Raw genomic sequence first — 23,019 nt, forward strand, 5'->3', positions numbered from 1 at the left:
GGCGGTTCGAGGGTTCGCTGGAAGTGTTCCAAACCAGGCGGATTATCGCCGCCCGGACGGATTTGTCTAATTAACCTTGGTTAATCACAGGCGAGTTGCACAGGCGGAACACAACCGGCGGCAGACCACCGCGCCGTGCCCCGGACGTTCAGCCGCCGGTATGGCTCATGTGGCGCGACATCTGACCCGCGACCCCGCGCGTGTAATCGAAGTCGTGGCCCTTGGGCTTGCGCGAGATCGCCGCGCGGATGGCGTCGTGCAGCATGGCGTCGCCCAACCCCGCGCGCAGCGGCGCGCGCAGGTCGGCGCGGTCCTCCTGCCCCAGGCACATGAACAGCTCGCCCGTGCAGGTCAGCCGCACGCGGTTGCAGCTTTCGCAGAAATTATGCGTCAGGGGCGTGATAAAGCCGATCTTCTGCCCCGTTTCCTCGATGCGGACATAGCGGGCGGGGCCGCCGGTGCGTTCGGCCAGCGACGTCAGCGTCAGCCGTTGCGCCAGCCGCGCGCGCAGGTCCGACAGCGCCCAATACTGGCCCAGCCGCTGCTCCTCGCCCATGTCGCCCATCGGCATGACCTCGATGAAGGTCAGGTCGTGCCCCTCGGCCGCGCACCAGTCCAGCAGGGCGAACAGCTCGTCCTCGTTGAAGCCCTTCAGCGCGACGGTGTTGATCTTGACGCGCAGCCCGGCGTCCTTTGCGGCGCGCAGGCCGTCCAGCACCTGCGGCAGGCGGCCCCAGCGGGTGATGGCGGCGAACTTGTCGGGGTCCAGCGTGTCCAGCGAGACGTTGATCCGGCGCACGCCCAGATCGGCCAGCGGCGCGGCAAAGCGGGCCAGCTGGCTGCCGTTGGTGGTCAGCGTCAGCTCGTCCAGGCCGTTGCCCAGCCGTTCCGACATCGCCTGAAAGAACGACAGGATGTTGCGGCGCACCAGCGGCTCGCCCCCGGTGATGCGCAGCTTGCGCACGCCAAGGTCCACGAAGGCGCCGCACAGGCGCTCCAGCTCCTCAAGCGTCAGCAGGTCGGCCTTGGGCAGGAACTGCATGTGTTCCGCCATGCAATAGGTGCAGCGGAAATCGCAGCGGTCCGTCACCGACACCCGCAGATAGGTGATCGCGCGTGCAAAGGGGTCGATCAGGGGCGTCTGCATCCGTTGAACATAGGGGCGCAGCAGGACCGGCACAAGCGCGGCGGGTTCTTGCCGCGCGGCCGCGAACGGGCGTGGACAGGGGCGCGCGCGGGGGACTAGCGTCGGCGCGTGCGGACACGGCCGGTCCGCGATGGCAAAGCCAGGAACCCCCACGATGACCCACACAGCACGCCTTGCCCTGATCCTGCCGCTGCTGGCGCTGACCGCCTGCGGCGAGAACGCGATGTCCCCGATGGGCGCCCCGCGCACCCCCGGCGCGACCGTCACCGCGACCACCCCCGCGGCCGCCGCCGCGGCCGAGGCTGCGACCGGCGTCGCGCAGGGCACGGCCACGGCGGCGCCGGGCCGGCTGGGAACCACCATCGCCTCGCTGGGGGACGCGACGCAGCCGGGGATGTGGATCAGGACGCCGCTGGTGCGGACCGCGGGCAAGGGCCGCCTCACCAACCCCGCCACGGGCAAAAGCGTCAACGTGGACCTGATCCCCTTGTCCGGCCCGGCCTCGGCGGGCAGCCAGGTCTCGCTGCCCGCGCTGCAGGGGCTGGGCGCGGATTTGACCGACCTGCCCGAGGTCGAGGTCTATTCCATCTGAGTTCCAGTGGCGGCGGCGGTCAGGCAGGGGTCAAGCCTTTGACCGGGACAACCTGCCGCCGTCATTCCCGCCGGTCGTAGCCCCCGCCGGTGTCGGCGTCGTGTTCCTGCCGCGCGGGGGACCGCCGCCCCATCCCGGCCCGCATCCGCGCGGGCAGGCGCAGGGCGCGGAACGCCGCGTTCACGCCCGCCTCGGCCAGCCACCCGACGGCCGCGCCCGCGACGACATCCGCCAGATGGTGCTTGGCGCGCGGCACCTGGATCAGCCCGATGACCAGCGCACCCGCCGCCAGCGGCAGTGCGGCCCCGGGCGCCACCCGCGCCACGGCGCGCGCGCCGGCCACCGCGTCGGCGGTGTGGCCGGAGGGAAACGAGTTATAGTCATGCTCGTCCGGGCCATCGACGCCGGTCCGGTATTCGCCCTCGTCCAGCAGCTTGGCGGGCCGGGTCCGCACCACCCGCGACTTGATGGCGGCCTTGATCCGCGTGGCCACCCAGACCGAGGCCAGCGCCCGCGCGCCCCCCTCGGCCAGCGGCGCGTGGCGCAGCGCCAGCCCCGTCGCCAGCGCCAGCGCCGACAGCGCATAGGCGGGCGGCTGGTCCGAAATCTCGCTGGCCGCGCCCATTGCCTGCACGCCGGGATGGTCGCGCAGCTGCCCGGCCCGGGCGGACAAGGCGACGTCGGCGTCTTCGATCTGATCGACGATGTTGATGCTCATGCCGGGGCAACGCGCGCGGCGTCAGGCGGTTTCGCCCAGGGCCGCACTGTCATCCGGCACCCCGCGCCGATACGCGCAAAGGACCGCCGCCTATTCCACCGTCACCGATTTCGCCAGGTTGCGCGGCTGGTCCACGTCGGTGCCCTTGGCGACCGCCGTGTAATAGGCGAGGTATTGCACCGGCACGGCATACAGGATCGGCTCGAACAGGCCGCCGCCCGACGGCATCGTGATCGTCGCGCGGGTGCCGTCGGACGCCGCCGCCAGCCCCTCGCTGTCGGAAATCAGCAGCACCTGCCCGTGGCGGGCCATGACTTCCTGCATGTTGCTGACGGTCTTGTCGAACAGCGCGTCGCGGGGCGCCAGCACGACCACCGGCACGTTGCGGTCGATCAGCGCGATGGGGCCGTGCTTCAGCTCGCCCGAGGCATAGCCCTCGGCGTGGATATAGCTCAGCTCCTTCAGCTTCAGCGCGCCTTCCAGCGCCACCGGATACAGCGGCCCGCGGCCCAGGAACAGCACGTCCTGCGCCTCGGCCAGCCAGCCCGCCAGCTCGCGGCAGTCGTCGGCCACCGCCAGCGCCTGGTTCAGCAGGCCGGGGATCGCGTTCAGGTCGGCCAGATGCGCCGCCAGCGCACCCGCGTCCAGCCGTCCGCGGTCGGCGGCGGCCTTGATCGCCAGAACCGCCAGCACCGCAAGCTGGCAGGTGAACGCCTTGGACGACGCCACGCAGACCTCGATCCCCGCCAGCGTCGGCAGGGCGATGTCCGCCTCGCGCGCGATGGCCGAGGTGCCGACGTTGACCACCCCGATGGTGCGGGCGACCTTGCCCTGCGCATAGTGCAGCGCGGCCAGCGTGTCGGCCGTCTCGCCCGACTGGCTGACAAAGATCGCCCAGCTTTGCGGCGACAGCGGCGGCTCGCGGTAACGGAACTCGGACGCGACATCCAGGTCGCAGGGCAGGCCCGCAAGGCTTTCGAACCAATAGCGCGCGACATGCGCGGCCAGATAGGCGGTGCCGCAGCCGACCAGCGTCAGCCGGTCCACGTCCGCGAAATCCAGCCCCTCGGGCAGCACGATCCGGTCGCCCTTGATATAGTGGTTCAGCGCGTCGCCCATCACGGCGGGCTGCTGGGCGATCTCTTTCGCCATGAAGTGGCGATAGCCGCCCTTGTCGATGGCGGTCGCGCCCACGTCGATGCGGGCCGTGTCGCGGTTGGCCAGCCGTCCGGCGGCGTCGTGGATCGTCGCGCCCGCGCGGGTCAGCACGACATGGTCTCCGTCTTCCAGATAGGTGATGCGGTCGGTGAACGGCGCCAGCGCGATGGCGTCGGATCCCAGGAACATCTCGCCGTCGCCGTGGCCCACAGCCAAGGGGCTGCCCTTGCGCGCGCCGATCATCAGGTCGCCCTGCTCCTCGAACAGGAAGGCCAGCGCAAAGGCCCCGTGCAGCCGCGACAGCGTGGCGCGCACGGCGTCCAGCGGCGCCATGCCCTGCGCCATGTGGTGCCCGGTCAGCAGGGCCACGGTCTCGGTGTCGGTCTCGGTCTGCGCGACGATGCCCTGCGCAGCCAGCTCGGCGCGCAATTCGCGAAAGTTCTCGATGATGCCGTTGTGGACGACGGCCACGCCCTCGTGGCGGTGGGGGTGGGCGTTCGCCTCGGTCGCGGCGCCGTGGGTGGCCCAGCGGGTGTGTCCGATCCCGGCCTGGCCTTCCAGCGGGTCGTGGACCAGAACGTCGGACAGGTTCATCAGCTTGCCCACGGCGCGGCGGCGGGCCAGCCGCCCGTCCCCGTCCACGGTGGCGATGCCCGCGCTGTCATAGCCGCGGTATTCCAGCCGCTTCAGCGCCTCGACCAGCTGCGGGCCGACCTGGTTGCGGCCAAGGATTCCGATGATCCCGCACATCTCAGCTTTTCCCCCTGGCGGCGCGCAGCGCCTGCATCATGCGGGCGGCAAGGCCCGGTTTCGTGACCTGCCGCGCCCGGCCCAGCGCCAGCGCCTCGTCGGGCACGTCGGCGGTGATGACCGACCCCGACCCGGTCATGGCCCGCGCGCCCACCCGCACCGGCGCGACCAGCATGGTGTCCGACCCGATGAAGGCGTCCGCGCCGATGGTCGTGCGGTGCTTGCCCACGCCGTCATAGTTGCAGGTGACGGTCCCCGCGCCGATGTTGGTGCGCTCACCCACCGTGGCGTCGCCCAGATAGGTCAGGTGGCCGACCTTGGCGCCCTCGGCCAGCACGCTGTTCTTGATCTCGACAAAGTTGCCGACATGCACGTCGCCGCCCAGTTCGGCGCCCGGCCGCAGGCGCGCGAACGGGCCGACCGTCGCGCCCCCGCTGACGTGGCAGCCCTCAAGATGGCAAAAGGGCAGGATCTCGGCCCCGCTTTCGACCGTGACGCCGGGACCGAAGACGACGTTCTGCCCGATCACCGCGTCGCGGCCGATCACCGTGTCCTGCGCGAACCAGACGGTCGCGGGGTCGGCCAGCGTGACGCCAGCGTCGGTCGCGGCGGCGCGGGCGCGGGACTGGAACGCGGCCTCGGCCGCGGCAAGCTCGGCGCGGGTGTTGATGCCCAGCGTTTCGGATTCGTCGCAGGTGACGACGGCGGCGCTGCGGCCGTCGGCGCGGGCAAGGCGCACCACGTCGGTCAGGTAATATTCCCCCGCCGCGTTGTCGTTACCCAGCCGCGCGACCAGATCGCGCAGCAGGCCCGCGTCGGCGGCCATGACGCCGGAATTGCACAGCGCGATGCGGCGCGTGGCCTCGTCGGCGTCCTTGTATTCGACGATGCCGTCCAGGCTCTCGCCCTTGACCACCAGCCGGCCATAGCGGCCGGGGTCGGCGGCCTCGAAGCCCAGCACGACGACATCCGCGGGATGCGCGGCCAGCGCCGCAAGCGTATCCGCCCCGATGAACGGCGTGTCGCCGTAAAGCACGACCACGCGCCCGTCGAACCCGTCCAGCAGCGGCAGCGCCTGCGCGACCGCGTGGCCGGTGCCCAGCTGCTCGGGCTGCAGCGCGACCCGGGCGTCGGGGTCCAGCCGCACCACCGCGCGCGCGACAGCCTCGGCCCCGTGGCCCGCGACGACGACGACCTGCGCGGGGTCCAGCGTCCGGCCGGCGGCCAGTGCGTGGCCGACCAGCGGCACGCCCGCCAGCCGGTGCAGAACCTTGGGCAGGTCGGACTGCATCCGGCTGCCCTGCCCGGCCGCCAGAACGATCAACGCGACCGAGGATTCCGTCATCACCGCCCCTTCGTGGTGTTCCCTAATCTTTCGCGGCGTTCTATCGACGCGCGGGACGGGGCGAAAGGCCCCGGCCGGTCACAGTGTTTGACGAAAGGTTACGGCGATGACGGGAACGGTGGTCCTGGATCTGGATGGCACGCTGGCCGACACCGCCGCCGACCTGATCGCGGCGGCGAACGCCTGCTTTGAATCGCGCGGGCTGGGGTGCCTGCTGGACCCGCGGGCCGATGCGGCCATCGCCTTTCACGGCGGGCGCGCGATGCTGCGGGCGGGATACGGCCGCATTCCCGCCGACGCCCTGCTGCCGCCCGACGCCGAAGAGGTCGATTTTCCCCGGCTGCTGTCGTTCTATGACGACGCGATCGCGACCCACACCCGGCTTTACGACGACGCCGAAAACGCGCTGGAGGCGATGGCCGCCGCCGGGTTGCGGCTGGCGATCTGCACCAACAAGCCCGCCGCGCTGGCCGAAAAGCTGCTGGCCGCGCTGGGCGTGCGCGACCATTTCGCGGCGATGGTGGGCGCCGACAGCCTGCCGCAGCGCAAGCCCGATCCCGCGCCCTATCGCGCCGCGGTGGAACGCGCCGGCGGCAGCGTGGCGCGGTCGTTCCTGGTGGGCGACACCGAGACCGACGTGAAAACCGCGCGCGCCGCCGGGGTGCGCGTGGCGCTGGTCGGGTTCGGCCCCGAGGGGGGGCGCATCGCGCGCCTGCAGCCCGACGCGATCCTGGACGGTTTTTCCGCCCTGCCCGCCTTGGCGCGGGACTGGCTGGCCTAGGCCACCAGCCGCGCGGCCTGCGCCAGATCCTCGGTCAGCTGCGCCCGCGCCTCGGCAGCGGCGCCCTTGTCGGGCAGGCGCAGGATATAGGACGGGTGCCAGCTGAGCATCACCGGCCCGGTAGCGGTCTCCTCGACCCGGCCGCGGCGGCGGCCGAGGCCGGTCTTGTCGCCGGTCAGCGCATAGGCGGCGGTGCCCCCCAGCGCCATGACCAGCCGCGGCTGGATAAAGCGGCGTTCCAGATCCAGCCACCAGCGGCAGGCGTCGGTTTCGGCCCGGTCGGGGGTCTGGTGCAGCCGCCGCTTGCCGCGCGGCGTGAACTTGAAATGCTTGACGGCGTTGGTCAGCCAGACCCGGTCGCGGGCCATCCCGGCGGCCGCCATCGCCTCGTCCAGCACGCCCCCCGCTGGACCGACGAAGGGGCGGCCCGCCAGATCCTCGTGATCACCGGGCTGCTCGCCCACGATCATCAGCGCGGCGTCGGCCGGCCCCTCGCCCCAGACGGTCTGCGTGGCGTGGCAGTAAAGGTCGCAGCGCGTGCAATGCGCCGCCGCGCGGCAGGCGTCGTCCAGGCTGTCGATGCGGTCGGGGGCCTTCGGCATGGCGGCACGATACCTTTCGCTGATCGCGGCGGCGCGCGCGGGTGCGGCGGTCGCCTGCGCCGAACGCATGACGGCGACCCGGCGTTCGGCATCGGCCAGCATGGCGGGGATTTCCCGCGCCTCGGGCAGGTTCTTCCAGTATTTGCGCGGCATTTCCGACCGCATCGCGGCCAGCTTGATCCGCGCGGGGTTGAAGATGTTGGTGAAATAGGTGGCCCACAGCGCCTCGGACGCGTCGGGGGGCAGGTCGGGGCGGGGCGCGCCGGGGCCGTGCGTCAGCACGCCGTCCCGGAAATCGGCGCGCTCGTCCGGGGTCAGGATCGTCCAGTCCATGTCGGCGAACCGGCGGGCAAAGAACGGCGCGTTGCGGGCAAGGATCAGGTGGTCGGGTTCGAACCACGCGGCAAAGCGGCGGCGCGGGCCGTCGCCGGGCAGTTCCCGAAAGCGGACGAACGCGCGCATCTTGTGGCTGTCGCGCCGCACGGATTTCGCCAGCGCCTCAAGCCGCGCGACCAGCGGATCGGCGGGGTTCGCCAGCAGCCCGCGTTCGCCCGACAGCCGCCACAATGCCGTGTAAAGCAGCGCAAAGCGTTCCGGGTCGCGGTGGCACAGCACCGCGTCGGCCAGATCGACAAAGGCGCGCGGCACCGTCACGGGCCCTGCGGGGGGCAGCGGGTCGGGGGCGAACAGCCCCTCGCCCGTCTGCCACGTCACGTCCTGCGGGCGCACGCGCGCGGCGGCCAGCCGGCGGGCGGCGTCGCGCCATGCCTCGCGCCAGCCGGTCGCGGGCAGCGCCACGACCTGCATCAGATCAGCTGCAGCTGTTCGGGCGGCGGCGCGAACCGCGCCCGCAGATCGGCGCTGTCGGTCAGCGCGCCGGGCGTCCATCCGGGCAGGCGGACGAAGGCGCGGGCCTTTTTCATGCTCGCCCCCATCCGCGCCAGATCGTCATAGCGCAGCGCGCCGTGGCGGCGCGCCGACAGGATGCGCGCGACGGTCTTCGTCCCAAATCCCGGCACGCGCAGCAGCGCCTCGCGCGGGGCGCGGTTCACGTCCAGCGGGAAATCGGCGCGGTTGGCCAGCGCCCAGGCCAGCTTGGGGTCGATGGCAAGGTCCAGGTCGCCGCCGGGCGTCACGCCCGCGATCTCGTCCACCGAAAACCCATAGAACCGCATCAGCCAGTCGGCCTGATACAGCCGGTGTTCACGCATCAGGGGCGGCTTGACCAGCGGCAGCGCAGCCGAGGCGTCGGGAATGGGCGAGAACGCCGAGTAATAGACCCGCTTCAGCCCGTATCCGGTATAAAGCCGCGACGCCGTGGACAGGATGGCCGCGTCGTTGGCCCGGTCGGCGCCCACGATCATCTGCGTGGACTGGCCGGCGGGCGCAAAGCTGGCCGGGCGCTTGCCGGTGTGGCTGCGATCGCGGCTGGCCTCGCGCGTCAGGTGGACGCGGCCCATCGCCTGGCGGATCGTCTCGGGGCGCTTTTCGGGGGCGAGTTCGCGGATGCTGGTATCCTGCGGCAGCTCGATGTTGATCGACAGGCGGTCGGCGTAAAGCCCCGCCTCGTCCAGCAGCTCGGGCGAGGCGTCGGGGATGGTCTTGAGGTGAATATAGCCCTTGAACCCGTGGTCCACCCGCAGCGTGCGAGCGATCCGCACCATGTCGGCCATCGTGGCGTCGGGCGACCGGATGATGCCCGACGACAAAAACAGCCCCTCGATATAGTTGCGGCGATAGAACTCCAGCGTCAGGGTGACGACCTCGTCCACCGTGAACCGCGCGCGTTCGACGTTGGAACTGACCCGGTTGACGCAATAGGCGCAGTCGAAGATGCAGAAGTTCGTCATCAGGATCTTCAGCAGGCTGACGCAGCGCCCGTCCGGCGTATAGGCGTGGCATATCCCCGCGCCCTCGGTGGACCCCAGCCCGCCCTTGCGCGCGTCGCGCCGTTCGGTCCCGCTGGACGCGCACGAGGCGTCGTATTTGGCGGCGTCCGACAGGATCGCAAGCTTGCGGGACAGGGTCATCTGGCTCATCCCCGCAATATAGTGTTCCCGCATTGTTCGGCAACCCTGCCGGCACCGTGATCGGGCCGCGCTTGACCCTGCCCGCCGCCGGGCAGACAAGCCATCCATGCGCCTGTCCGATTTCGACTTTCCCCTGCCCCAGCGGCTGATCGCGACCCGGCCCGCGCGCCCGCGCAGCGCCGCCCGGCTGCTGGTCGCGCAGGGTGACGCGATCACCGACGCCACTGTCGCGGACCTGCCGGCGTTCCTGCGGCCGGGCGACATGCTGGTGCTGAACGACACCCGCGTCATCCCGGCGCGGTTGACCGGCACCCGCACCCGCACGACCGCGCAGGGCGACGCCGTCGCGGGGATCGAGGTCACGCTGCTGGAACCCGCCCCCGACGGCTGGCGCGCGCTGGCCAAGCCCCTGCGCAAGCTGCGCGTAGCCGAGGTGATCCGCTTTGGCGACCATCTGTCGGCGACCGTGACCGCCATCGCGGACGGCGAGCTGACGCTGGCATTCGACGCGCAGGGCGCCGATTTCGACGCCGCGCTGGCGCAGGTGGGGGCGATGCCGCTGCCCCCCTATATCGCGGCGCTGCGGGCGCCCGACGAACAGGACCGCGACGATTACCAGGCCGTCTGGGCGCGCCATGCGGGCGCGGTCGCGGCGCCCACCGCCAGCCTGCATTTCGACGCGCCCCTGCTGGACCGCCTGCGCGACCGGGGCGTGCTCAGCGCGCATGTGACGCTGCATGTGGGCGCGGGGACGTTCCTGCCGGTCAAGACCGACGACGTCAGCCATCACCGGATGCACGCCGAACGCGGCATCGTCACGGCGCAGGCCGCCGCCGCGATCAACGCCGCGCGCGCAGCCGGCGGGCGCATCATTCCGGTCGGCACCACCGCGCTGCGGCTGATCGAGTCGGCGGCGGATGAGGCCGGCCGGGTCCGGCCGTTCGACGGGGCGACCGACATCTTCATCCGTCCGGGCCACCGGTTTCGCGCCACGGACGCGCTGATGACCAACTTTCACCTGCCGAAATCGACGCTGCTGATGCTGGTGTCGGCGCTGATGGGGTCCGACCGCATCCGCCGCATCTATGACCACGCCGTTCACGAAAACTACAGGTTCTTCAGCTATGGCGATGCGTCGCTGCTGATACCCGAGGGGGCGCCATGCTGACCGTCGTCCGCCAGACCTGGCCGCTGCTGCTGGGGGTCATGCTGCTGATGGTCGGCAACGGCATGCAGGGCACGCTGCTGGGGGTGCGCGGCGGGATCGAGGGGATATCCACCGGGGCGATGGCCTGGGTCATGGCGGGGTATTTCGGCGGCTTTCTGCTGGGCAGCATGGCGGTGCCGGGCATGATCCAGCGCGTGGGCCACGTGCGGGTGTTCGCGGCGCTGGGGTCGCTGATCTCGGCGGTGGTGATCCTGTATGCCGCGCTGCCCTATTGGCAGGCGTGGGCGGTGCTGCGGCTGGTGATCGGGTTTTCCTTCGCGGGGGTCTATATCACTGCGGAAAGCTGGATGAACGCATCGGCCGACAACGAAACCCGCGGCCGGGCCATGTCAGCCTATATGATCGTGCAGATGCTGGGGCTGGTCAGCGGGCAGGCGCTGCTGAACCTTGGCGACCCGGCGGGGTTCCTGCTGTTCATCGTGCCGTCGGTGCTGGTGTCGGTCGCGTTCACGCCGATCCTTTTGTCGCCGCAACCCGCGCCGCAGTTCGAATCGCTGCGGCCCATGTCGGTGGCGCGGCTGTTTCGGGTGTCGCCGCTGGGCTGCGTGGGCATCTTCCTGATCGGCGGCGTCTTCGCGGGCGTCTATGGCATGGCCCCCGTCTGGGGGTCGGCGGCGGGGCTGTCGGTGCGCGAGGTGTCGGCTTTTGTCGCCGCGATCTTCATCGGGGGGATGGCGATCCAATATCCGGTCGGCTGGCTCAGCGACCGGATGGACCGCCGTGTCGTGATCACGGCGCTGGCGGTGTTCGGCACGCTGGTCGTGATCGCGGTCATCGTGCTGGACCCCGGCATCTGGGGGCTGCTGGTGGCCGCGGCGCTGGTCGGGGGGGTGGCCAACCCGGTCTATGCGCTGCTGATCGCCTATACCAACGACTTCCTGCCCCCGTCCGAGATGGCGGGCGCGTCGGCGGGGTTGCTGTTCGTCAACGGTTTCGGTTCGGTGGCGGGGCCTTTCGTGACCGCCTGGCTGATGGGGGTCATGGGCAACAGCGGCTTCTGGGCCTATAACGGCGTCCTGCTGGCGGCGCTGGCGGCCTATGCGGGCTGGCGCATGACCCAGCGCGCCGCCCCCGCGGTCGAGGCGCAGGGCAGCTTTGCGGTGCTGTCGCCCGCCGCCTCGCCCGTGGCGGTCGAGGTGGTGATGGCCGACGCCGACAACACGGTCGAGCCGGTGCAGACGGCGGCCTGAGGACGGGGCGCGCCGGCGCTCTGGCGCCACACCCGGCTGGCGCTCCGCCCGTGCGGCGTCGGGCCATCTGGCGCCCGCCCCCTATGGCGCCCCGGCGTGCGATGGCCAAGACTGGACCTGTCGCAACGAAAGGCCGCGCCATGTCCCCGAACGATCCCACCCCGCGCCACCCGGCCGAGATGACCCCCGACCAGATCCTGACCTTCTGGCTGACCGAGGTCGGCCCCAAGGGCTGGTATGTCCGCGACGACGCCGTGGACGCCGCCACCACCCGCAGGTTCCGCGCCGCGTGGGACGACGCCGCGACGCTGGCGCCGCGATGGGCCGCCACGGCAGAAGGCGCGCTGGCGGCGCTGATCCTGACCGACCAGTTCCCGCGCAACATGTTCCGCGGCGATGACCCGCGGGCCTTCGCCACCGACCCGCTGGCGCTGCGGCTGGCGCAAGCCGCCATCGACGCGGGCCACGATCTGGCGACGCCCGAGCCGCAGCGCCAGTTCTTTTACCTGCCGTTCGAACACAGCGAGGATCTGGCCCACCAGCACCGCGCGGTCGAACTGTTCGCCGAACGCATGCCGGGCGAGAACCTGCGCCACGCCGAACTGCACCGCGACACCATCGCGGCGTTCGGCCGTTTTCCGTGGCGCAACGCGGCGCTGGGGCGCGCCTCCACGCCGGCGGAACAGGCGGTCATGGACGCGGGCGGCTATGGCGCGCTGGTGTCGGGCAAGCTGTCGCTTGCCGACCTTGCGCAAGCCGTGCCAAGACTTGGATGAAACAGCATCGCGAAGGAACGGTCATGGCGCAGGAATTCGACCTTGTGGTGATCGGCAGCGGCCCGGGCGGCTATGTCTGCGCGATCCGCGCGGCGCAACTGGGCCTGAAGGTCGCCTGCATCGAACGCGAGAACCTGGGCGGCATCTGCCTGAACTGGGGCTGCATCCCGACCAAGGCGCTGCTGCGGTCGGCCGAGGTGTTCCACCTGATGGAACGCGCCAAGGAGTTCGGGCTGAAGGCCGACGGCATCGGCTATGACCTGGACGCCGTTGTCCAGCGGTCGCGCAAGGTCGCCAAGCAGCTTGCCGGCGGCGTCGGCCACCTGCTGAAGAAAAACAAGGTCACCGTCATCATGGGCGAGGCGCGGCTGACCGGCCCGCGCAAGCTGACCGTCAAGACCGACAAGGGGTCCGAGGACATCACCGGCAAGACCGTCGTGCTGGCGACCGGGGCGCGCGCGCGCGAACTGCCGGGGCTTGAGGCGGACGGCGACCTGGTCTGGAGCTATCGCCACGCGCTGGTCCCGCCGCGGATGCCGAAAAAGCTGCTGGTGATCGGGTCGGGCGCCATCGGGATCGAGTTCGCGTCATTCTTCAACACGCTGGGCGCCGAGACGACCGTGGTCGAGGTCATGGACCGCGTCCTGCCGGTCGAGGACGCCGAGATCAGCGCGCTGGCGAAAAAGCAGTTCGTCAAGCAGGGCATGAAGATCATGGAGAAATCCACGGTCAAAAAGCTGGACCGCGCGAAAGGCAAGGTCACCGCCCATATCGAGGCGGACGGCAAGACCGCGACGCACGACTTTGACACGGTGATTTCCGCCGTGGGCATCGTCGGCAACGTCGAGGGGCTGGGGCTTGAGGAACTGGGGGTGAAGATCGACCGCACCCATGTCGTGACGGATGAATACTGCCGCACCGGCGTGGACGGGCTTTATGCCATCGGCGACGTGGCGGGCGCGCCCTGGCTTGCCCACAAGGCCAGCCACGAGGGCGTCATGGTCGCCGAACTGGTCGCGGGCGGGCATCCGCACCCGATCAAGCCGAACTCGATCCCCGGCTGCACCTATTGCCAGCCGCAGATCGCCAGCGTCGGCCTGACCGAGGCCCGCGCGAAAGAGGCCGGGCACGAGGTTCGCGTCGGCCGCTTCCCATTCATCGGGAACGGCAAGGCCATCGCGCTGGGGGAACCCGACGGCATGGTCAAGACCGTGTTCGACGCCAGGACGGGCGAGCTGCTGGGCGCGCATATGGTCGGGGCCGAGGTGACGGAACTGATCCAGGGCTATGTCGTCGGCCGGACGCTGGAAACGACGGAATCCGAGCTGATGGAGACGGTCTTCCCGCATCCGACGCTGTCCGAGATGATGCACGAATCGGTTCTGGACGCCTACGGCCGCGCCATCCATTTCTAAGCCGGAAAGGGGTCGTTGCCCGCAGGACATTCGGGGCGGGGCGACCTGCCGGCGGGTCAGGTCCACTCGGGGCGATACACCTCGACCCCAGGCGCGGGCAGCGTCGCCGCCCCACAGCATCCACGCGATATAGCCGGTTGAGGGGTCGGCCGCATCGCCCCAGCGCGCCCCGCGCCGCTGCGCGCCAAAGCGGACGCCAACGTCCGGGCGATCCACTTGCAAGCCGGAAAGGGGTCGTTGCCCCGCAGGACATTCCGGGCCGCCCGAACGGCCGGCGGGTCAGGACCACTCGGCGCGATGCGCCTCGACCCAGGCGCGGGCGGCGTCGCCGCCCCACAGCATCCACGCGATATAGCCGGTTGAGGGGTCGGCCGCATCGCCCCAGCGCGCCCCGCGCCGCTGCGCGCCAAAGCGGACGCCAACGTCCGGGCGATCCACTTGCAAGCCGGAAAGGGGTCGTTGCCCCGCAGGACATTCCGGGCCGCCCGAACGGCCGGCGGGTCAGGACCACTCGGCGCGATGCGCCTCGACCCAGGCGCGGGCGGCGTCGCCGCCCCACAGCATCCACGCGATATAGCCGGTTGAGGGGTCGGCCGCATCGCCCCAGCGCGCCCCGCGCCGCTGCGCGCCAAAGCGGACGCCAACGTCCGGGCGATCCACTTGCAAGCCGGAAAGGGGTCGTTGCCCCGCAGGACATTCCGGGCCGCCCGAACGGCCGGCGGGTCAGGACCACTCGGCGCGATGCGCCTCGACCCAGGCGCGGGCGGCGTCGCCGCCCCACAGCATCCACGCGATATAGCCGGTCGAGGGGTCGGCCGCATCGCCCCAGCGCGCCCCGCGCCGCTGCGCGCCAAAGCGGGCGAACCAGCCCGCCATGACCCGCATCTCGGCCGCGCTCAGCGGCGCGGCGTCGGCAAGGCCGCGGGCGCGGGCCAGTCCGACCTCNGCGAACCAGCCCGCCATGACCCGCATCTCGGCCGCGCTCAGCGGCGCGGCGTCGGCAAGGCCGCGGGCGCGGGCCAGTCCGACCTCGGTCCCGCCGCGGCCGTGGCGGGCGCGCAGGGCCAGCCCCTGGGCCGCGGCGGCGGCGACCTGGGGCGGCGGGGCGAATCGCCGGTCGGCGGGGCGGCCGATCCCCAGATCGTCCAGCGCCGCCGCCAGCCCGCGCGGCAGCGTGGCGGCCTGCCGTGACAACGCTTTACGCGGCCGGCATCCGCGCCTCGGCCATGCCGGCATACCAGCTGGACCCGGCGGGAATGGCGTTGTCGTCGAAATCATAGGCCGGGTGGTGGACCATCGCCGTGTCGCCGTTGCCGACAAAGATATAGGCGCCGGGACGTTCGTTCAGCATATAGCTGAAATCCTCGCCGCCCATCATCGGCGCGACCTCCATGTCCACGTCGCCGGCGATGGCGCGGGCGACGTCGGCGGCGTGGACGGTGGCGTCGGGGTGGTTGACCGTGACGGGATAGCCACGCTCATACGCGACCTGCGCGGTCGCGCCGAACGTCGCGGCGACGCCCTCGGCCACGCGGGTGACGCCCTGTTCCAGCTGGTCGCGCACCGCCGGATCAAGGCTGCGGCAGGTGCCTTTCAGCACGACCACATGCGGGATGACGTTCGACGCGGTCGAATCCGTCTCGATCACGCAGATCGAGATCACGCCGCTTTTCAGCGGATCGACGTTGCGCGACACGACGGACTGCATCGCCACGATGATCTGCGCGGCGACCAGCGCCGTGTCGATGCAGTCATGGGGCTTGGCGGCGTGGCCGCCCTTGCCGGTCACGGTGATCTGGAACTGGTCGGCGGCGGCCATCATCGCGCCCTCGCGGATGGCGAAGGTGCCGGTCGGGATGCCGGGCATGTTGTGCATCCCATAGAACTCCTGGATGCCCCAGCGGTCCACCAGCCCGTCCTGAACCATCGCCTGCCCGCCGGCGCCGCCCTCTTCGGCGGGCTGGAAGATCACGATGGCCGTGCCGTCGAAGTTGCGCGTCTCGGCCAGGTATTTGGCCGCCCCCAGCAGCATGGCGGTATGCCCGTCGTGGCCGCAGGCGTGCATGACGCCGGGCGTCCTGGAGGCATGCGCGGCGCCCGTCTGTTCGGTGATCGGCAGCGCGTCCATGTCGGCGCGCAGGCCGATGACACGGCCCCGCGTGTCGGTCTTGCCCCTGATGACGCCCACGACGCCGGTGCGGCCGACGCCCTCGACCACCTCGTCCACGCCGAACTCGCGCAGCAGCCCGGCCACGCGGCCGGCGGTGCGATGCACCTCATAGAGCAGTTCGGGGTTCTCGTGGAACTCGCGCCGCCAGGCGGTGATCTCGGGCAGCAGTTCGGCAAAGCGGTTCTTGACGGGCATCGCAGGTCTCCTTCCCGCGCAGCGTGGCCCCGTCGCGCCGCGAAGTCCAGTGGCCGCGCGCGCCCGTCAGCCGTGCGTCACCGGGTCGATCAGCACGCGGTGTCCGGGCGCGACCTGCCGATAGACCGAGCGCGGCGGCGCGTAGCCGATCGGATGGATCGGCGAGGGGATCGGCTTGAACTTCAGATCCTCGGTGATCTTCTTCTGGCGCGGGTCGGCGACGGGAACGGCGGCCATCAGCTGCCGGGTATAGCTGTGCTGCGGATTCTCGAACACCTGCGCGCGGGTGCCGATTTCGACGATCCGGCCCAGATACATCACCGCGACATGGTGGCTGACCCGTTCGACGACGGCCATGTCGTGGCTGATGAACAGCATCGAGATGCCCAGATCCTGCTGCAGCTCCATCAGCAGGTTCAAGACCTGCGCCTGCACCGACACGTCCAGCGCGCTGACCGCCTCGTCGGCGATGATCAGCTTGGGGTTCAGGGCCAGCGCGCGGGCGATGGCGATGCGCTGGCGCTGGCCGCCCGACATCTCGTGCGGATAGCGCCGCATGAAGCTGCGCGGCAGTTCCACCCGGTCGAACAGCGCGGCGATGCGGTCCTGGCGTTCGGATTTCGTGCCGATGCCATAGTTCAGCATCGGCTCCTCGATCTGGTCATACAGTTTCATCTGCGGATCGAGGCTGGCGAAGGGATCCTGGAAGATCATCTGCATGTCGGCGCGCGCGCGGCGCAGCGCCCGCGGCGACAGCGCCAGCACGTCGGTCCCGCCCAGATGCACGCTGCCCGAGGTCGGATCGACCAGCCGAAGGATCGACCGCCCGCAGGTCGATTTGCCGCAGCCGGATTCGCCGACCAGCGACAGGGTCTCGCCGCCGTTCAGGGTAAAGCTGACATCCTCGACCGCGTGGACTTGCGCCACGGTGCGGCGCATCAGCCCGCCCTTGACGGCAAAGCGGGTGCAGAGGTCGCGGACCGTCAGCAGCGGCCGGGGGTTTTCGACGATGATCGGGCGCGGTTCGGCCTGCCCGTCCGCGCCCCGCATCAGCCGCAGGGGTTCCGGCGCGGGCTTGCCCCGCATCTCGCCCAGACGCGGCACGGCGGCCAGCAGCGCCTTGGTGTAATCCTTGCGCGGGGTTTCAAAGATTTCGGTGACGGTGCCTTCCTCGACCTTGTCGCCACGGAACATGACCACGACGCGGTCGGCCATCTGCGCCACGACCGCCATGTCGTGGGTGATGAACAGCACCGCCATGTTCTTTTCACGCTTCAGCCGGTTGATCAGCGCCAGGATTTCCGCCTGGATCGTCACGTCCAGCGCCGTCGTCGGCTCGTCGCAGATCAGCAGCCGCGGTTCGCACGCCATCGCCATCGCGATCACCACGCGCTGGCGCATGCCGCCCGACAGCTCGTGCGGATACTGGTCAAGGCGGCGTTCGGGTTCGGGGATGCGCACCTCGCGCAACAACTCCAGCGCGCGGGCGCGGGCCTGCGCCTTGGTCATGCCGCGATGCACGATCAGCGATTCGGCCAGCTGGTCGCCCACGGTGAAGACCGGGTTCAGGCTGGTCATCGGTTCCTGAAAGATCATCCCGATCTGGTTGCCGCGCACGCCGCGCATCGCGGCGTCGGTCTGGCGGGCCAGATCGACCGGGCGGCCGTCGCCGCGGTCGAACAGCATCACGCCGCCGTCGATCTGCCCGCCGCCGTATTCGACCAGCCGCATCAGCGACAGCGAGGTGACCGACTTGCCCGACCCGGATTCGCCCACCACGCAGACGCATTCGCCGGGACGGATGGAAAAGCCGATGTCGTTGACGCCCGCGACCCGCCCTTCGCGGGTCTGGAACGTCACCCTCAGCCCGTCGATCGCGACAAGCGGCGCGTCGGCGCGGCGGTCGGTCTGATCCAGCATCTGACGCTCCATCACGTTCGCGGCCGCGGGGGTGCGGCGCGGGTCTGCGCCCGCAGGCTAGACCGATCGCGCCCGGTTGCAAGCCCGCCGCGCGGGCAGCGGGCGCCGTCACGACCGCCCCGCAGCGGTTTGACGCCACGGCATTTCCCCGGCCGCGGCGGGGCGGCGCGCGCCCGGCATCTTAGGGCTTGCAATCGGCACATCGCCGGTCTGAAACTGTCGGTCATCCTGCAGGGGGCATCCACCAAAAGGACGGGACCGCGCCACCCCATACGACCGTCGGCGCCGGTCGTCGCAGACCCCGCGGGTCACATTCCAACCGGGAGACTTCGATGAAACTCAAGACCCTGATGATGGGCGCCGCCGCGACGATCGCGCTGGCCAGCGCCGCACAGGCGGAACGCGGCAGCGACGGTCAGGTCAACATCCTGTATTCGCAGGCCGTGTCCACGATGAACGCGTATCTGTCGTCCGGCACCAAGGACGTCGAGGTCGGCAGCCTGGTTCTGGAACCGCTGGCCGGGTTCGACGAAAAGGGCGTTGTCATCCCGCGCCTGGTGTCCGAGATCCCGTCGGTCGAGAACGGCGGCATCTCCGAGGATCTGAGGACGATCACCTGGAAGATCACGCCCGACCTGAAATGGTCCGACGGCACCCCCTTTACCGCCGAGGACGTCAAGTTCACCGCCGAATACTGCATGCACCCCGAGGGGGGCTGCGCCCAGCTGGCGCGATACGAGGGCATCGAAAGCGTCGAGGCCGTGGACCCGCTGACCGTCAAGGTCACGTTCGCCGAACCCAAGCCCAACCCGTTCATGGCCTTCGTCGGCGCGACCTCGCCCATCCTGCAAAAGGCGCAGTTCGCCAACTGCCTGGGGCCGGCGGCCTCGACCTGCACCGACCAGAACTTTCGCCCGATCGGCACCGGGCCGTTCCGCGTCACCGACTTCAAGACGAACGACGTCGTGATGCTTGAGGCGAACCCCGAATACCGCGACCCGGCCAAGCCCGCCTTCGCGACCGCGATGGTCAAGGGCGGCGGCGACGCGACCGCCGCCACCCGCGCGGTGATGGAGACGGGCGAGTTCGACTATGCCTGGAACACCCAGGTCTCGCCCGAGGTGCAGGAACAGATGAAGGCGGCCGGCAAGGGCCAGTTCCTGTCGGCCTATGGCACGCTGGTCGAGCGGATCGAGATGAACATGACCGACCCGTCGTCGGACCTGCCGCCCGACGAGCGGGCCACCGCCAAGCACCCCCACCCCATCCTGTCCGACCCCAAGGTCCGGGCCGCGCTGTCGATGGCCATCGACCGCGTCGCGCTGAACGACATCGGCTATGGCGACGCCGGCCAGGCCACCTGCGACCTGGTGCCCGCGCCCGAACAGTTCGCCGCGGCCAACACCAGCTGCCTGACCCAGGACATCGAGGGCGCCAAGGCCCTGCTGGAGGAGGCGGGCTGGACCGTCGGCGGCAACGGCATCCGCGAAAAGGACGGCAAGCCGCTGCGGCTGCTGTTCCAAAGCTCGGTCAACCCGGTGCGGCAGGAGTTCCAGTCGATCATCAAGCAGTGGTGGTCGGAAATCGGCGTCGAGACCGAGCTGAAGACGGTCGACGGATCGGTGTTCTTCGGCGGCGACGCGGGGTCGCCCGACACGCTGCAAAAGTTCTATGCCGACGTCGAGATGTATGCCAACAACTTCGACGGCACCGACCCCGAACCCTATCTGGCGCAGTATACCTGCGACAAGGCCCCCAGCCCCGAGACCCAGTGGCAGGGCGAGAACGTGAACCGCTTCTGCGATCCGGCCTATGACGCGCTGGTGGTCGAGATGGGCAAGACCGCCGACATGGCCAAGCGCGGCGAGCTTGCGAAGAAGATGAACAACATGCTGACCGTGGACAGCAACACGGTCGTGCCGCTGATCTCGCGCGCCCGCTTCTCGGCCCATTCCAACCAGCTGGGCGGCGTCGTGCTGAACGTCTGGGACACCGAGCTGTGGAACGCCTCGGACTGGTTCCGGGTAAAGTGATCTGACCTGACCCCGACCGTCCCGGCCCTTGCGCCGGGGCGGTCCCCTTTTCCGGGACACTCCGATGCTGACCTATGCATTGCGCCGGCTGCTGCTGGCCATCCCCACGCTGCTGTTCATCTCGCTTGTCATCTTCCTGCTGCTGGAACTGTCGCCGGGCGATCCGCTGGGCGACGTGCCGATGACCGTCCCCCCCGAGGTCAAGGAACGCATGCGCGAGGCGCTGGGCCTGGGGCAGGCCTGGTACATCCGCTATGTGCTGTGGCTTAAGCAGTTCTTCTGGATCGAGCCGATGCACTGGTTCGACCAGGCGTTCGGCACCACTATCGTCGAGGGGCAGCAGCGCGTCATCAGCTTTCAGTCGCGCAGCCCGGTGTTCGACGTGATCGCGCAGCGCGTCCCGCAGACGCTGACCGTCGTCGGCTTCAGCTATCTGATCGGGGTGCTGATCGCGATCCCGATCGGGATCGTCTCGGCCTACAAGCAATATTCGTGGTTCGACCAGCTGGGCACCTTCGTGTCGATGGTCGGGTTTTCGATGCCGACGTTCTTCACCGGCGTCGTGCTGATCATCGTGTTCGCGGTGAACCTGGGCTGGTTCCCGTCGGTCTATGACACCACGCTGCGGGTGACGGACTGGGCCAGCTTCAAGGCGCAGGCGCGCCAGATGGTCATGCCGGTGACGGTGCTGGCGCTGTATAACGCGGCGCAGATCAGCCGCTTCATGCGGGCGTCGATGCTGGACAACCTGCGGCAGGATTACGTCCGCACCGCCCGCGCCAAGGGGCTGACCGAAAAGACCGTGGTGCTGAAACACGTGCTGCGCAACAGCCTGATCCCGGTCGTCACGGTGATCGCGCTGGGGCTGCCGGCGGTGTTCGGCGGCGCCATCATCACCGAACAGGTGTTCCAGGTGAACGGGCTGGGGCAGCTGCTGATTTCCGCCATCCACGCCAACGACATCCCGATGGTGCTGACGCTGACCTTCATCTTTGCCATCCTGATCGTGTTCTTCACCCTGATCGCCGATTTGCTGTATGGCGTCCTAGACCCCCGGATCCGCTATGACTGAGTCCACCGACGCCGCCCAGAACCGCGCGCAGCTGATCCGCGAGACGGCGTCGAACGCCGCCGCGCCGGGGGCCGAGATGCTGCCCCCCGCCGACCCCGTCGCCGCCGCGCCCCTGAACGAGACGCCCGCGACCCGCAGCCAGTGGGCGGACGTGTGGCGCCAGTTCAGCCATCACCGGGGCGCGATGGTGGCGCTGGTGCTGTTCGTGCTGATCGTCCTGTTCGTGGCGGTCGGCCCGTGGATCTGGACGGTGGACGCGACCTTCGTGGACATCCGCGCCCGCAACAAGGGACCGTCCGCCGCACATCCGCTGGGCACCGACCAGCTGGGCCGCGACATGCTGGCGCGGCTGATGGCGGGGGGGCGGGTGTCCATCGCCGTGGGGCTGACGGCGATGACCATCGCGGTGACGCTGGGCAGCCTGATCGGCATCCTGGCCGGGTATTTCCGGCGGCTGGACGCGCCCCTCAGCCGGTTGATCGAGCTGTTCCTGGCGCTGCCGCTGCTGCCGCTGCTGCTGCTGATGGTGACGCTGTTCCGCGAGCCGCTGTCCAAGTCGCTGGGGACGGGCACGGGCACGTTCCTGCTGATCGTGACCGCCATCGGCGCGACCAGCTGGATGCAGGCCGCCCGGATCGTGCGCGGCGACGTGCTGGGCCTGAAAGAGCGCGAGTTCATCCTGGCCGCCCGGTCCATCGGCACGCCCAACCGGCGCATGGTGATGCGCCACATCCTGCCCAACGTGCTGTCGCCGATCATGGTGGCCGCGACGCTGGGTATCGCCACGGCCATCATCACCGAATCGGCGCTGTCGTTCCTGGGGCTGGGCTTCCCGCCCGATTTCCCGACATGGGGGCGGCTGCTGTATGACGCGATTCCGCAGATGCAGATGTATCCGTGGCGGGTGGTGATGCCGGGGCTGCTGATCTCGCTGACGGTGCTGACCGTCAACTATATCGGCGACGGGCTGCGCGACGCGATGGACCCGCGGATCAGGGGGCGCTGAGGCCCCCGCGGCCGAGGCCACCGCCGCCGAGGCCCAGCCCCGCCAGCGCCGCATCCAGATGCGCGCGCGGCAGGATCACAAGGCACGGGCCGGTCAGTTCCAGCACGACCGGCCCGGCCGCCTCGTTCGAGGTGCCCACCCGCCCCGCCGAGTCCAGCGCCAGCCCGTCCAGCGGCCAGCGCAGCCCCCGGCTGGCGCCGGTGACGCGCCCCATCGGGAACAGCGACAGCCGCGTGCCGGGGGCCAGGTCCAGCGCCAGCCGGGGGGGCGCGGCCAGGATCACGTCGGCCCCGGCAAGCAGCAGGCAGGGCGGCACCCGCACCCGCACCAGCACGTTCAGCGCCGCCAGCAGGTGATCGGTGCGGTCGCCCGCAAAGCCGATCCCGATGACGAACGGGGCGGCCACGCGGGTCAGGCATTTCTCGAAATCGGTCGAATCCTGTTCGGCGATGCGGTGCAGCCGGTCGGGCGGGATCGCCGTCCGCGCCGCATCGGGCAGCGAATCCATGTCGCCGGCCACCGCCCGCGGCGTCAGCCCCAGCGCCAGCGCCTTGGCGGCCCCGCCGTCGGCGGCCATGACCACCGGCGCGCGGGCCAGCGCCACTGCCGCGTCATCCGCCGTGACCGCACCCCCGCCGATCAGCGTCACGCCCTGCGTCGTCCGCAGGACCGGCGTCATCCCTCGCCGCGGCCGACGCCGCGGAACACCCGGCGGAACGGCAGCACCCAGGCGAAGGCCAGCACGATATAGACCGGCACCTCGGCCCAGATCGGCATCCGGCCGAACTTGGCGTCCAGCCAGTTCATCAGCGTGACCGCGATGACGACCCAAAGCGGCAGCCAGATCAGCAGCAGCACCAGCGACCAGCGCTTGCGGGCTTTCAGGTCCAT

Annotated in this window: 21 protein-coding genes and 1 pseudogene; 10 read left to right on the forward strand and 12 right to left on the reverse strand. The window is 70.3% G+C overall.

The window, feature by feature from the left end; all coding sequences use genetic code 11:
• Window positions 1–148: 148 nt before the first annotated feature.
• On the reverse strand, window positions 149–1,147 hold the full coding sequence (gene moaA / locus EPA64_RS11760; RefSeq protein WP_134726545.1) for a GTP 3',8-cyclase MoaA: 999 nt from the start codon (window positions 1,145–1,147) through the stop codon (window positions 149–151).
• Window positions 1,148–1,301: 154 nt separating this feature from the next.
• Here moaA and EPA64_RS11765 point away from each other — a divergent pair, with 154 nt between their 5' ends.
• Window positions 1,302–1,739, forward strand: a complete 438-nt coding sequence (locus EPA64_RS11765) for a hypothetical protein (RefSeq protein WP_134726546.1) — start codon at window positions 1,302–1,304, stop codon at window positions 1,737–1,739.
• Window positions 1,740–1,800: 61 nt separating this feature from the next.
• Here EPA64_RS11765 and EPA64_RS11770 read toward each other — a convergent pair whose 3' ends face one another.
• From EPA64_RS11770 to glmU, 3 genes are all read right to left on the reverse strand, one after another.
• Entirely contained in the window at window positions 1,801–2,457 is a 657-nt protein-coding gene (locus EPA64_RS11770; RefSeq protein ID WP_134726547.1) for a phosphatase PAP2 family protein, read from the reverse strand.
• A 90-nt stretch (window positions 2,458–2,547) separates the two neighbouring features.
• Entirely contained in the window at window positions 2,548–4,365 is a 1,818-nt protein-coding gene (glmS, locus tag EPA64_RS11775) for a glutamine--fructose-6-phosphate transaminase (isomerizing) (RefSeq protein ID WP_134726548.1), read from the reverse strand.
• Window position 4,366: 1 nt separating this feature from the next.
• Window positions 4,367–5,710 carry a bifunctional UDP-N-acetylglucosamine diphosphorylase/glucosamine-1-phosphate N-acetyltransferase GlmU gene (gene glmU, locus EPA64_RS11780; protein ID WP_134726549.1) on the reverse strand — a complete coding sequence of 448 codons (1,344 nt, stop codon included), beginning with the start codon at window positions 5,708–5,710 and terminating at the stop codon, window positions 4,367–4,369.
• A gap of 106 nt (window positions 5,711–5,816) precedes the next feature.
• On the opposite strand from glmU, the gene EPA64_RS11785 reads away from it, so the two are divergent.
• On the forward strand, window positions 5,817–6,491 hold the full coding sequence (locus EPA64_RS11785; protein WP_134726550.1) for an HAD-IA family hydrolase: 675 nt from the start codon (window positions 5,817–5,819) through the stop codon (window positions 6,489–6,491).
• Here the strand turns inward: EPA64_RS11785 and EPA64_RS11790 are convergent.
• A complete protein-coding gene (locus EPA64_RS11790) occupies window positions 6,488–7,900 on the reverse strand; it encodes a UdgX family uracil-DNA binding protein (RefSeq protein ID WP_134726551.1) in 1,413 nt (470 codons plus the stop codon). The two genes, EPA64_RS11785 and EPA64_RS11790, sit on opposite strands and share 4 nt — an antisense overlap.
• Window positions 7,900–9,123, reverse strand: coding sequence for a putative DNA modification/repair radical SAM protein (locus tag EPA64_RS11795; protein ID WP_167626667.1), 1,224 nt, complete (start codon window positions 9,121–9,123; stop codon window positions 7,900–7,902). Before EPA64_RS11795 ends, EPA64_RS11790 begins: the two co-directional genes overlap by 1 nt.
• 106 nt (window positions 9,124–9,229) lie before the next feature.
• Here EPA64_RS11795 and queA point away from each other — a divergent pair, with 106 nt between their 5' ends.
• The 4 genes from queA to lpdA all read left to right on the forward strand — a co-directional run bounded on the left by queA (window position 9,230) and on the right by lpdA (window position 13,732).
• Complete coding sequence (gene queA / locus EPA64_RS11800; protein WP_134726553.1) at window positions 9,230–10,291, forward strand: tRNA preQ1(34) S-adenosylmethionine ribosyltransferase-isomerase QueA; 1,062 nt, start codon at window positions 9,230–9,232, stop codon at window positions 10,289–10,291.
• Complete coding sequence (locus EPA64_RS11805; protein WP_134726554.1) at window positions 10,285–11,541, forward strand: MFS transporter; 1,257 nt, start codon at window positions 10,285–10,287, stop codon at window positions 11,539–11,541. The genes queA and EPA64_RS11805 overlap by 7 nt, the downstream gene beginning before the upstream one ends.
• Window positions 11,542–11,681: 140 nt before the next feature.
• Entirely contained in the window at window positions 11,682–12,317 is a 636-nt protein-coding gene (locus tag EPA64_RS11810) for a DUF924 family protein (protein ID WP_246026734.1), read from the forward strand.
• 23 nt (window positions 12,318–12,340) lie between these two features.
• A complete protein-coding gene (gene lpdA / locus EPA64_RS11815; RefSeq protein ID WP_134726555.1) occupies window positions 12,341–13,732 on the forward strand; it encodes a dihydrolipoyl dehydrogenase in 1,392 nt (463 codons plus the stop codon).
• A gap of 279 nt (window positions 13,733–14,011) precedes the next feature.
• On the opposite strand, the gene EPA64_RS16340 is transcribed toward lpdA, so the two are convergent.
• The 4 genes from EPA64_RS16340 to EPA64_RS11830 all read right to left on the reverse strand — a co-directional run bounded on the left by EPA64_RS16340 (window position 14,012) and on the right by EPA64_RS11830 (window position 18,017).
• Complete coding sequence (locus EPA64_RS16340; protein ID WP_167626665.1) at window positions 14,012–14,170, reverse strand: hypothetical protein; 159 nt, start codon at window positions 14,168–14,170, stop codon at window positions 14,012–14,014.
• 63 nt (window positions 14,171–14,233) lie between these two features.
• Window positions 14,234–14,392 (reverse strand): hypothetical protein, encoded by a 159-nt coding sequence (locus EPA64_RS16345; RefSeq protein WP_167626665.1) that lies wholly within the window; start codon window positions 14,390–14,392, stop codon window positions 14,234–14,236.
• 538 nt (window positions 14,393–14,930) lie between these two features.
• A complete protein-coding gene (locus EPA64_RS11825) occupies window positions 14,931–16,097 on the reverse strand; it encodes a M20 aminoacylase family protein (RefSeq protein WP_134726556.1) in 1,167 nt (388 codons plus the stop codon).
• A 66-nt stretch (window positions 16,098–16,163) separates the two neighbouring features.
• Window positions 16,164–18,017, reverse strand: a complete 1,854-nt coding sequence (locus tag EPA64_RS11830) for an ABC transporter ATP-binding protein (protein WP_134726557.1) — start codon at window positions 18,015–18,017, stop codon at window positions 16,164–16,166.
• Between the two features lie 332 nt (window positions 18,018–18,349).
• Between EPA64_RS11830 and EPA64_RS11835 the strand changes: the two genes are divergently transcribed.
• From EPA64_RS11835 to EPA64_RS11845, 4 genes and pseudogenes are all read left to right on the forward strand, one after another.
• The gene (locus EPA64_RS11835) at window positions 18,350–20,050 is read left to right on the forward strand and encodes a peptide ABC transporter substrate-binding protein (RefSeq protein ID WP_134726558.1); all 1,701 of its coding nucleotides are present in this window, start codon (window positions 18,350–18,352) and stop codon (window positions 20,048–20,050) included.
• A 64-nt stretch (window positions 20,051–20,114) separates the two neighbouring features.
• Complete coding sequence (locus EPA64_RS11840) at window positions 20,115–21,122, forward strand: ABC transporter permease (RefSeq protein WP_134726559.1); 1,008 nt, start codon at window positions 20,115–20,117, stop codon at window positions 21,120–21,122.
• 76 nt (window positions 21,123–21,198) lie between these two features.
• A pseudogene (locus tag EPA64_RS17100) lies at window positions 21,199–21,492 on the forward strand (ABC transporter permease); the annotation flags it as partial.
• A gap of 24 nt (window positions 21,493–21,516) precedes the next feature.
• Window positions 21,517–22,128 carry an ABC transporter permease gene (locus tag EPA64_RS11845; protein ID WP_425467032.1) on the forward strand — a complete coding sequence of 204 codons (612 nt, stop codon included), beginning with the start codon at window positions 21,517–21,519 and terminating at the stop codon, window positions 22,126–22,128.
• On the opposite strand, the gene EPA64_RS11850 is transcribed toward EPA64_RS11845, so the two are convergent.
• Together EPA64_RS11850 and EPA64_RS11855 are read right to left on the reverse strand one after the other, a co-directional pair.
• A complete protein-coding gene (locus tag EPA64_RS11850; RefSeq protein WP_134726561.1) occupies window positions 22,115–22,807 on the reverse strand; it encodes a thiamine diphosphokinase in 693 nt (230 codons plus the stop codon). The two genes, EPA64_RS11845 and EPA64_RS11850, sit on opposite strands and share 14 nt — an antisense overlap.
• Window positions 22,804–23,019, reverse strand: coding sequence for a DUF2842 domain-containing protein (locus EPA64_RS11855; RefSeq protein ID WP_134726562.1), 216 nt, complete (start codon window positions 23,017–23,019; stop codon window positions 22,804–22,806). Before EPA64_RS11855 ends, EPA64_RS11850 begins: the two co-directional genes overlap by 4 nt.

Source organism: Paracoccus luteus (assembly GCF_004522155.1).
In the GTDB taxonomy this organism is placed as follows: domain Bacteria; phylum Pseudomonadota; class Alphaproteobacteria; order Rhodobacterales; family Rhodobacteraceae; genus Paracoccus; species Paracoccus luteus.

Bases quoted from the DNA above. Each gene is read 5' to 3' on its own strand.
- moaA (WP_134726545.1), bottom strand. From the start codon at position 1,147: ATGCAGACGCCCCTGATCGACCCCTTTGCACGCGCGATCACCTATCTG.
- EPA64_RS11765 (WP_134726546.1), top strand. From the start codon at position 1,302: ATGACCCACACAGCACGCCTTGCCCTGATCCTGCCGCTGCTGGCGCTG.
- EPA64_RS11770 (WP_134726547.1), bottom strand. From the start codon at position 2,457: ATGAGCATCAACATCGTCGATCAGATCGAAGACGCCGACGTCGCCTTG.
- glmS (WP_134726548.1), bottom strand. From the start codon at position 4,365: ATGTGCGGGATCATCGGAATCCTTGGCCGCAACCAGGTCGGCCCGCAG.
- glmU (WP_134726549.1), bottom strand. From the start codon at position 5,710: ATGACGGAATCCTCGGTCGCGTTGATCGTTCTGGCGGCCGGGCAGGGC.
- EPA64_RS11785 (WP_134726550.1), top strand. From the start codon at position 5,817: ATGACGGGAACGGTGGTCCTGGATCTGGATGGCACGCTGGCCGACACC.
- EPA64_RS11790 (WP_134726551.1), bottom strand. From the start codon at position 7,900: ATGCAGGTCGTGGCGCTGCCCGCGACCGGCTGGCGCGAGGCATGGCGC.
- EPA64_RS11795 (WP_167626667.1), bottom strand. From the start codon at position 9,123: ATGACCCTGTCCCGCAAGCTTGCGATCCTGTCGGACGCCGCCAAATAC.
- queA (WP_134726553.1), top strand. From the start codon at position 9,230: ATGCGCCTGTCCGATTTCGACTTTCCCCTGCCCCAGCGGCTGATCGCG.
- EPA64_RS11805 (WP_134726554.1), top strand. From the start codon at position 10,285: ATGCTGACCGTCGTCCGCCAGACCTGGCCGCTGCTGCTGGGGGTCATG.
- EPA64_RS11810 (WP_246026734.1), top strand. From the start codon at position 11,682: ATGTCCCCGAACGATCCCACCCCGCGCCACCCGGCCGAGATGACCCCC.
- lpdA (WP_134726555.1), top strand. From the start codon at position 12,341: ATGGCGCAGGAATTCGACCTTGTGGTGATCGGCAGCGGCCCGGGCGGC.
- EPA64_RS11825 (WP_134726556.1), bottom strand. From the start codon at position 16,097: ATGCCCGTCAAGAACCGCTTTGCCGAACTGCTGCCCGAGATCACCGCC.
- EPA64_RS11830 (WP_134726557.1), bottom strand. From the start codon at position 18,017: ATGCTGGATCAGACCGACCGCCGCGCCGACGCGCCGCTTGTCGCGATC.
- EPA64_RS11835 (WP_134726558.1), top strand. From the start codon at position 18,350: ATGAAACTCAAGACCCTGATGATGGGCGCCGCCGCGACGATCGCGCTG.
- EPA64_RS11840 (WP_134726559.1), top strand. From the start codon at position 20,115: ATGCTGACCTATGCATTGCGCCGGCTGCTGCTGGCCATCCCCACGCTG.
- EPA64_RS11845 (WP_425467032.1), top strand. From the start codon at position 21,517: ATGACCATCGCGGTGACGCTGGGCAGCCTGATCGGCATCCTGGCCGGG.
- EPA64_RS11850 (WP_134726561.1), bottom strand. From the start codon at position 22,807: ATGACGCCGGTCCTGCGGACGACGCAGGGCGTGACGCTGATCGGCGGG.
- EPA64_RS11855 (WP_134726562.1), bottom strand. From the start codon at position 23,019: ATGGACCTGAAAGCCCGCAAGCGCTGGTCGCTGGTGCTGCTGCTGATC.